The 9,187-nt window shown below is 58.1% G+C and carries 6 protein-coding genes and 1 tRNA gene; 3 read left to right on the forward strand and 4 right to left on the reverse strand.

The window, feature by feature from the left end:
• A partial coding sequence (locus AB4043_RS14070) for a response regulator (RefSeq protein WP_442307321.1) occupies positions 1–1,272 on the forward strand: 1,272 nt, incomplete at its 5' end.
• 76 nt (positions 1,273–1,348) lie between these two features.
• Here AB4043_RS14070 and AB4043_RS14075 read toward each other — a convergent pair.
• A complete protein-coding gene (locus AB4043_RS14075) occupies positions 1,349–1,981 on the reverse strand; it encodes a CDP-alcohol phosphatidyltransferase family protein (RefSeq protein WP_442302210.1) in 633 nt (210 codons plus the stop codon).
• A 111-nt stretch (positions 1,982–2,092) separates the two neighbouring features.
• Between AB4043_RS14075 and AB4043_RS14080 the strand changes: the two genes are divergently transcribed.
• A tRNA-Val gene (locus AB4043_RS14080) sits at positions 2,093–2,169 on the forward strand.
• A gap of 395 nt (positions 2,170–2,564) precedes the next feature.
• Here the strand turns inward: AB4043_RS14080 and AB4043_RS14085 are convergent.
• From AB4043_RS14085 to AB4043_RS14095, 3 genes are all read right to left on the reverse strand, one after another.
• Positions 2,565–5,063 (reverse strand): ABC transporter permease, encoded by a 2,499-nt coding sequence (locus tag AB4043_RS14085; RefSeq protein WP_442307324.1) that lies wholly within the window; start codon positions 5,061–5,063, stop codon positions 2,565–2,567.
• A gap of 163 nt (positions 5,064–5,226) precedes the next feature.
• Complete coding sequence (locus AB4043_RS14090) at positions 5,227–6,630, reverse strand: FG-GAP repeat domain-containing protein (protein ID WP_442307322.1); 1,404 nt, start codon at positions 6,628–6,630, stop codon at positions 5,227–5,229.
• 622 nt (positions 6,631–7,252) lie between these two features.
• Complete coding sequence (locus AB4043_RS14095; RefSeq protein ID WP_442307323.1) at positions 7,253–8,266, reverse strand: sigma-70 family RNA polymerase sigma factor; 1,014 nt, start codon at positions 8,264–8,266, stop codon at positions 7,253–7,255.
• A gap of 144 nt (positions 8,267–8,410) precedes the next feature.
• Here AB4043_RS14095 and AB4043_RS14100 point away from each other — a divergent pair, with 144 nt between their 5' ends.
• The gene (locus tag AB4043_RS14100; protein ID WP_442302206.1) at positions 8,411–9,010 is read left to right on the forward strand and encodes a dihydrofolate reductase family protein; all 600 of its coding nucleotides are present in this window, start codon (positions 8,411–8,413) and stop codon (positions 9,008–9,010) included.
• Positions 9,011–9,187 lie beyond the last annotated feature (177 nt).

Raw genomic sequence — 9,187 nt, forward strand, 5'->3', positions numbered from 1 at the left:
AAGGACGGCAAGCTGATCGAGGTCGATATCTTCAGCCATGCCGTGGTCTATGAAGGGACACCGGCACGCATGGTTGTGGCGCTGGATGTGACGGAACGCAATACGACCGAAGCGCAGTTGCGGCGATCTCAGAAGATGGATGCCATCGGCCAATTGACCGGCGGCATCGCCCATGACTTCAACAACCTGTTGATGATCATCCTGGGAAACCTGGAAGGCATCGCGGATGAGGCTGAGGACAATCACCGTAKTCGGGAGATGGTAGAAGATGCACTCTCTTCCGTCGCCCGTGGAGCCGGTTTGACGCGGCGCATGCTCGCCTATGCCCGGCAGCAGTCTCTTGAAGCGAGAATCGTCGATCTTCGCTCACAAGTAAGCGAGATGGCCGATCTGTTGGCGCGCAGCCTGGGTGAAGAGATCCGGGTGGAACAGCGACTGCCCGACGATCTATGGAAGACGCTCGTTGATCCGAGTCAATTGGAGAGCGCCATCCTGAATCTGGTCGTCAATGCGCGCGATGCGATGCCGCACGGTGGAACGATCATCATCTCCGGTAGAAATCACACGATGGACGCAACAGAGGCTCTCGTCCATGAGCTGCCCGCCGGCGACTACATCGTGCTGGATGTAAAAGACACAGGGACAGGTATCTCGCGCGAAGATCTGGAACATGTTCTGGAACCGTTCTTCACCACCAAACCCGTGAACAAAGGCACAGGCCTGGGTCTCAGCATGGTGTACGGATTCGCAAAGCAGTCAGGCGGCCAACTAGGCATCACCAGCGAGCTGGGCAGTGGAACTGTCGTCAGCCTCTATCTGCCGCGCGTACATGAACAGGCAGAGACGACTGCCGCGGAACCACCCGCCTCAGGCCCGGTTCACTCCGGCCCCAGGAAGACCGTCCTCCTGGTAGAAGACGACTCGTCGATTCGCAAGATGCTCGAACGCCTGCTGAACCATATGGGCTATGAAGCATTTGCCGCAGAGGATGGCCCGAGCGCCATGGCTCTCTATGAGCAGCTTGGTGAGATCGATATGCTTATCTCCGACGTCGTGCTTCCGAACGGAATGAGCGGCGTCGAGATAGGCGCACAGATCACGGCGAAACAACCAGCCATACCTGTGATCTACATGTCCGGGTACACGCGCAATGAATTGAATCAGAGTGCTCTGAAAGACGAGAAGATCTTCCTGCTGCAGAAGCCGTTCCGCCGCGAAGATCTGACGCGCGCCATTCAGCTTGTTACAAGCTGTGCGACAAAACAAGCCTGAAGGACTAAGCGCCCACTGCACCCCTCTTCCGGGATACCCAGTAACAGGGAAAATGCTCTAGTCAACCTGGACAAGATCAGGAGGCGGCGCCGTTGGCGGCTGCCCTTTCCTGGACTCGCCGGGCGACCGCCCAGGCGTATTGGACAGCAGAGCAGGGAGCAATGATGGAGATAGCACGCAGCAGCAGATCGATCGGAGTCTGAAAGGGGAGCCACATCCACACCTGTTGCACCAAGATCAGAATGACCGTGACGATCTGAACAGCCGTATTCACCTTACCCAGCATGCTGGGAGGAAAGTCTCGGAGGGTATTGGTGACATACAACAAGGTGCAGACCAGCAGGATGCCGAGATCGCGGCTGAAGACCAGCACCGTCACATAGCGCGGTACCAGCCCCTCATGCGTCACTACCAGAAACAACGTGGAGAGCAGCAGCTTATCCGCGATGGGATCGAGGTACTGGCCCAGGGTGGTGCGCTGGGCCAGCTTGCGCGCCAGCATACCGTCGAGACCGTCGGAGATGCCGGCAGCCACAAAAAGGATGAAGGCGCCCGACCACTTGCCGTCGAAGATTTCGATCACCAGAAACGGCACCAGAAAGAGCCGCAACAGCGTGAGCAGATTGGGAGCCGTACGAAACTGTGCGAAGACGTTCAAAGTACTTAGCTGAATCTTAGCTGAAGCGCCCTCGTGTACCTGGGAAAGCATCGCGGCCATCCTACACCCCGCGCCCCCTTCGAGACTCAGTCGGGACATACTTTGGTACAATTGAGTGGTGGGCGTCTCCTGGATGTACTCTTGGATGCCTATCGACCTCGCAGGCGCGTAGCTCAGTTGGTTAGAGCGCTACCTTGACACGGTAGAGGTCAGCGGTTCGAATCCGCTCGTGCCTACCATCCTTTTCAAAACTTACGGGGTTTCCCCAGGATTCGCCACCGCTCCACCTCGCTTCAATAAGGAGCTAGGTGCTTGCATTCATTTGGGGTGACGTGTCAGTTCGCGGACGAGGGCACGGCCTTTTTCACAGAGAACGACGACTGCATATCATCAACATCGAGTGATAGGACTTCGTGTGTGCGCGGGTCCATATGAAAGCTAGAGCAGTTCTCCTAAGGGTGTAGAGCGAAGCGTTTGCAGTTTGCGCCGTTTTCCTTAGAAGAAAACGGCATTCGCAGATTTCTCCAACACCACAGTATTAGGAGAATTGCTCTAAGCTCTTCAGAAAGACCTTCCAGAAAGAACTGTGTCGCGGACCAGGGAATCATCTGCCGGGACCCAGGTTCGAATATTCCTACTCCGTTCGTAGGGCTTGCATTGGCTCAACGCTGGAAGCGCGGCGGGCAGGGACGGCGCTGGCTACGAGGGCGCTGCAGATGAGGACTCCGCAGGCGGCAAGGATGGTGCGGATGTCGTAGCCGTTGACTTGGTAGAGCTGTGACTGGAGAAGGCGTCCGGCGAGGAGGGCGGCAGGGATGCCAAGCAGGAGGCCGATAGCTATCTGGGTGGCGGCTCCGTGGAGGATGAGGCGGACGACGCTGGCGCGGTCGGCGCCGAGTGCCATACGCAGGCCAATCTCGGGGATGCGGCGGGCGACGCCGTAGGCGGTCACGCCATAGAGGCCGATGGAGGCGAGGATGAGCGCGACGGCACCGAAGATGGCGGTTAGGCGGACGACGAGGGTCTGGCCTGTGAAGTAGTTGCTGACCTGCTCGTCGTAGGTGACGAGGTAGGAGATGGCGATGTCAGGATTCACCTGTTGTATGGCGCGGCGTACGGCAGCGGTAGCAGCAGCGGCGTCACCGTCGTAGCGAACCACTATTCTCGAAGCGAAGTGCGCGAAATGCTCGTTCTTCGTATGTTGATCGCGAATTCCCTGGGGGGCGTTGAGGCTCTGGTAATCCGCGGTCTGCGAGAGAGGCATGAAGAACATGGGGCGTGTGGGTTGAGAGGGATCGCCGTACTTGGAGTCGTCGACGATACCGACGATCTCGTATTCGGTTGTCATGCGCGGATCGGGGCCGAAGAGACTCCCTATGGGATTTTTGCCCTTGAGAAATTTATCGACAAAGGTTCTGTTGACGACGGCGACGTGGCGGCTGGCCGATGTGTCTTCGTCAGTGAAGGTGCGTCCCTGAAGCACTCGGGTTCCCACGGCGTTGAAGAAACGCTGCGAGACGAAGGAAAAGCTGGCGAGCATCCTGGCGCCGGGATCCCCACCGTCGAGGGCTATGGCGGTGTTCCAGTTGTTGTAGGACATGGGGCTGTAGGTGGCCCATGCAGCGTCATGCAGGTTGTGGGCATCGGCGAATGACTGGTCGAACTGACGGTAGAGGTTGTCGAGCTGGTCGTAACGTATGCCTGCGGCCTGAAGGTCGACGAAGGCGATGAGGCGACCATGGGTCTCAAAGCGGAGGTCCTGATGCTGAAGCCGCTGCAGGCTAAGGATGAGAAGGCCGGAGGTGCTGAGAAGAGCGACAGAGAGCGCCGCCTGAACAATGACGAGAGCGCGCTGTAGTCCACTGATGTTGCCAGTGGTGCGATTGGCTCCGTGCAGAGCTTCGGCAGGGTTGAGGCGCGAGGCCATAAGGGCGGGGGCGATGCCAAAGATGATTCCGGTAAGTGCGGAGACGCCGAGGGTGAAGAGGAGAACAGGCAGAGAGGGTGATGCGTTGAGCGGATCGACGGTGACGCCTTTCATTACGATGGCGAGGATGGCTTTGACTCCGGCGTAGGCGACGAAGAGTCCGAGAGCGCCGCCGAAGACAGCGAGGGTGATGGACTCGACGAGCATTTCGCGGACGAGGCGCGAGCGGGAGGCACCGAGGGCGCTGCGGACGCTGAGTTCCTGACGGCGGGCGACGCCGCGGACGAGCATGAGATTCGCAAGATTGGCGCAGGCGATGACGAGGACGAAGGCGGCGATGAGTTGCAGCATGGTGAGACTCTTCTCGTACTCGTCACGTAGGTTGTTGATGCCGCTGGCTGCGGGTGCGAGTTCGGTGGTCTGTTTTGCGATCTCGGTTTCGGGGTCGTTTGAAGCGGGGTCGCGGTGTGCGCGAATCCAGTGGAGAAGCTCTACGCGTATGGCGTTCTCGGCGGGAGCGACGTTCTTTGGATTGGTGATGCGCGCGATAAGATCGAGCCAATGATCGTTCGGCTGGCGAAGGAGCTGACGGGTCGGGTTGAACTCAGGTTCCAGGCTGAGCGCCAACCATACCCCCGCGGGGTCGCCGTCGTTGCGCTCGCCGAGGAAGTTTTCGGCGGTGATGCCGACGATGGTGACAGGATGACCGCTGAGCATGACGCTGGAGCCGACGAGAGTGGGGTCGCTCGAGAACTTCGATTGCCAAATGGCGTGGCTGATGACGCCGACGGGCGCCGCGCCTTCGCGATCGTCTTCGGGTGTGAGCAGGCGACCGGCGAAGGGCTTTACTCCCATAACGGTGTAGTAGTTTCCGGAGACGAAGCGAACCTCGAGGACCTGACCGGTGGAGTCACCTTTGCGACGGGAGCTGACGGTGACGGAGCCGGCCTGAACGGCGGCGAGGCCATTGAGCCCCGGAGTCTCATCGCGCAGGGTGCGGTAGAGGTCATAAGAGAAGAGACGCCAATGCCCCTGCTGGCTTCCGTCGACGCAGCACTCGATCTCTTTTCCGACCTTGTAGAGCTGCTCGGGGTGCTCGACGGGCATGGAGCGAAGGATGACCTGGTAGGTGAGGGTGAAGATGGCGGTGGTGGCTCCGATGCCGAGGGCAAGGGAATGGTTCGGATGGAATGGAATATCAGCGATTTATGCGGTGTTGGCGAAAGAATGAGCGCTGTAATCGTCCGATTCCGTAAACTGACGTCCGGTATTGGACAGGGAGGAAGACGTGAGGGGTTTTCGTTCGATACGAGATTCCGCGCCGCTCCACCTCGCTCCGATAAGGAACTAAGTACTTATCAGCAGCCGGCTACTTTGGAACTGCCGGCCCATCTTCCTGTGGTACTTCAGCTCCTTCGCCAGGAAACGGCCATGCGCGATTGATGGGCTGCATATCCTCTCGTGCGGCCTTCTTTATCTCGTTCACTTTAAGATTCTCAAAGACATGAACGCCCAGCTTTCCGGCTGTCGCCAGGTCAAGATCGCCGTCCTGATCGAAGTCCGCCGTAACGATCTGCGTGCCGATTGTAGCCGTACCATTGACAGAGAGAGCGATGCGATTGAATACAGGATCAGCGGCTGGATCTGAAATGGTCATTGTCGGGTCTGCCGTGTTCGTACCGGTGTGAGTCTTCGCTGCCGCAAGCTCTGTTGCAACAGGCAGCCGATAGGCATACACCACCGTCGGATYGTACGCGCCTGCATCCCCGCCCGAATGTGCACGATAGCGTTTGCCGGTGACAAGTTGCAGGCTGCCGTCGCCATTGAGATCCACCAGCGCCAAGGCGTGCGATTGCGAGAAAGAGTCGTCAATCGTGTGGCGAATCCACTGTGGATGTTCGTGTGTGCCGGCCTGGTCGAGCCAGTAGAGACCGTAGCCATGTCCCTGTCCGTAGATGAGATCCATCTTGCCGTCGTGGTTCACGTCGTAGGCAAGTATGGGAAAGCCTGTTTCACCGAGAGTCCAATCAGGATGCCACTGCCATTTGTCCGCATCCGCGTTGATTTGCTGGAACCACCCGTGCGTCGTGAGAATGTCAGCTTTACCGTCTCCATCGATGTCGGCGATGCCGATGCCATGTCCATCCTGCTCGCTGTCGCCGAGGTGGTGCACCTTCGGCCTGTTGGTAGCGAAGTCTATCCAAATGACACCGGCTCGGTTGTAGTGAGCTAACGCAAGATCCGGCCTGCCATCCCCAGTAATATCGGCGAAAACTCCGCCCTCTGTGTCAAAGCTATCCGTGATCTTTTCGCCTTTCCATTGTTCGCCGAGCACTGTGGCTTGCGGACCTGGATTGCGGAACCACCAAACGCCATTTGAGATCCATCCAGCAGTCACCAGGTCAGGCAGGCCGTCGTGATCAACATCAATGACCCACTCACCGCAATCTGAGACGAACTCGTTGTGAATCCCGACAGTGCGGAACTGGTGCTGCTTCCATTCACCGCCTTGCCTTCCTGGGTTTCCGTACCAGTAAGCGCCGCTCAGCAGATCGACAAAGCCGTCACCGTTCATATCGATCATCGAGATCCCTTCGGCATGGTCAGCGCCTAGGCGATGCGTGAGAAAAGCAATCCGCGGCTTCCCGTCGGGATCATGCCCTGGCTGTGTGCGCTTTGCGGGCGCGTGAGCCGGATCTTGTGCATGCGCGGGCGCTACAAGCAGAAACAGCGCAGAGACCAAAGCAACAGTGCATTTCGAGGCGGTCGTCATATTTGGCTCCCCGTGCAAAATCGTGGAACGCGGATAGTCCTTCAAAAGATGTAAAGCAATGAAGCATTTCCTGCAGATTTATGGAACGTTGCTATCGCAATGATCGCGTGCTGAGCCGTCTTTTGTATCCCACATCTCCGGGAACTTCCATCCCGGTGAGATTGCCACGTGCCCTACGATCTATATCAGCGTTTGTGAGGAGTTACCTCCGGTTGCTTCTGACTTGTCAGTTTCTGTTAAAAAAATGCAAAGGGACAAATTCGTAAGAGCGGCTCCACAACGCAACATCGGTGGTCCTCAAAGGCAAATCTTAATCAACGCAATTGTATTGGGTCGACGGTCCCGCACCAATTCGCAGACAGCGATGTTGCCGAAGTTAGCAGCATTACCAGTACGTAGCGAAGTGAATGATGCACAGGAGTAAGTTCCTTTCTGTGACGCCGAATTCATAAAGACGTTGAATTCATAATTAGTGATCTATGCGAAGTGCGGGGGGACCAGCAATGGTCGCCCCCGTCGTGGCCTGTTCAAACCCGGATCGGTAACGATCAAGTCGGCCCTTGACCAACATTCCCATAGATGGGTAGACCGCCTTCAAATCCAACACGAACGCGAGGGCGGTCTACTGTGCACTCGGGAGGGACGGCGGTAGGCCGAATGTGGGCAGGACAGTTTCTTCGAAGCGGATAATGGCGCTGACTCGGTCACCGGCGAGAGTGAGGACTAAGAGGCCGCTTCCGTTGATGCCGGCGGCTGTGTGTCGATAAACGAATGCCGGCCCACCGTTGGCTCGCGTCGGTAACAACTGGAATCTCTGTTCCGAGCCGAAAACGAATGCGAAGAAGCGGGTCACGCTGTTTAGGCCTTGGTATTCCAGCGGGATCGGTGGCATCGAGAGGAAAACGTCGTCGGTCAACAAAGCCACCAACGCGTTGATGTCGGCAGCTTCGAAGGCGATGACAAACTTCGCTACAATCGCGTCCTCTGCAGGTGAGTCCCTACTAGGGGGCGGTGCTACGTCGGCAGGCACCGGTAGTCGGCGCTGCATTCCTGCACGCGCGCGCTTGAGAGTGCTTTTAACCGATTCGACGGTGGTGTCCAACATCTCGGCTACTTCGTTCGCGTGGAATCCGAGGACGTCGCGCAGGATGAGGACTGCGAGTTGGCGAGGCGGCAAGACCTGCAGGGCGGTCACAAAGGCCAGAGAAATGGATTCGGTTTGTTCGTAGCGCGCCTCCGGACCGAGCGGCACACTGATCGCACCGTCCAGAAGGGCGTCGGGATAGGGCTCGAGCCAGTGGATTTCGCCGAGTCGAGTGGGTTCCGGTGGTCTGATCCCCGGGATGTCCCACTGCTTTGCAGGACGCCGGCGAGCAGAGCGCAACGCATCGAGGCATCGATTGGTGGCGATGCGATAGAGCCAGGTGCGAAGTGAGGCGCGCCCGTCGAATCCTTCGAGGCCTCGCCACGCGCCGAGCATCGTATCTTGGACAGCGTCCTCGGCATCCTGAAACGATCCGAGCATCCGGTAGCAGTGTACGTGTAGCTCGCGACGGTGTGGCTCGGTCAGCGCTCGGAATGCCTCGCCGTCGCCGGCCTGCGCCCTCGATATCAGGTCAGTTCTTGCCAGCTCCACTCTTGCCACCTCATCTCTTGTGTGCAGCTCCAAACTATATAGACGCCGGGCAGGACGTGAACTGGGCGGTCGCGGAGCGCCTCCTTTTCAGATGCCGCGGCGTCTAGACCAGTGATAGCCGACAACTCTCAAAGGAGAACGGAAATGGGAAAGATCGTCATCAGCACAAATGCAACGCTCGATGGAGTGGTGCAAGATCCGGACGGCCAGGAAGGCTTCGAGCAAGGCGGCTGGTTCCACCAGTTCGTGGGGGGCAAGGACCTCGAAGGCTGGGTCGCCAACGAGACGGAGGAAGCGCTGGGTGCCGACGCGCTACTGCTGGGCAGGCGGAGCTTTGAGTGGTTCGCATCCCGGATGCTATCGGGCGAGGGCGCAGATGTTCGCGTAAGCCGCAAGTGGGCGGACAGAATGAACAGCATCCCCAAGTACGTCGTGTCGATGACTCTCGAGCATCCTCAGTGGAGCAACTCTACGGTCCTCAACGGAGATGCGGTAAAGAATATTTCGGAGCTGAAGCGGAAAGTGGACGGGGAAATCGTGGTCTATGGGAGCTATCAGCTCGTGCGCACCCTGATTGAACAGGACCTGGCCGATGAACTCCGGCTGATTGTTTTCCCGGTCATGCTGGGAACCGGCCTGCGTATCTTCGACGAGACTAACAAGAAGAAGCCGCTGCATCTGCTCAACACACGAAAGATCGGTGACGGCCTGCTCTCCTACACTTACGAATTCGTGCAAGGCTAGGCATTTTCCCTGTAGGTGTAGTGTAGGGCCTCGGCATCTATGGGCGTTTTCCGCAATGAAAACGCCGCTGCATACCCTTTTCGGGATACCCAGCAACAGGGAAAGTGCTCTAACGTCCGTAGTTGGCAAAACCCTTTCGTATGGAGGTTCGAAGTGGCAACATCGGGATCGCAAGGC

Origin of the sequence: Terriglobus sp. YAF25 (assembly GCF_052113305.1) — a bacterium.
In the GTDB taxonomy this organism is placed as follows: domain Bacteria; phylum Acidobacteriota; class Terriglobia; order Terriglobales; family Acidobacteriaceae; genus Terriglobus.

Coding starts and splice junctions, on each gene's coding strand:
- AB4043_RS14075 (WP_442302210.1), bottom strand. CDS start 1,981: ATGCTTTCCCAGGTACACGAGGGCGCTTCAGCTAAGATTCAGCTAAGT.
- AB4043_RS14100 (WP_442302206.1), top strand. CDS start 8,411: ATGGGAAAGATCGTCATCAGCACAAATGCAACGCTCGATGGAGTGGTG.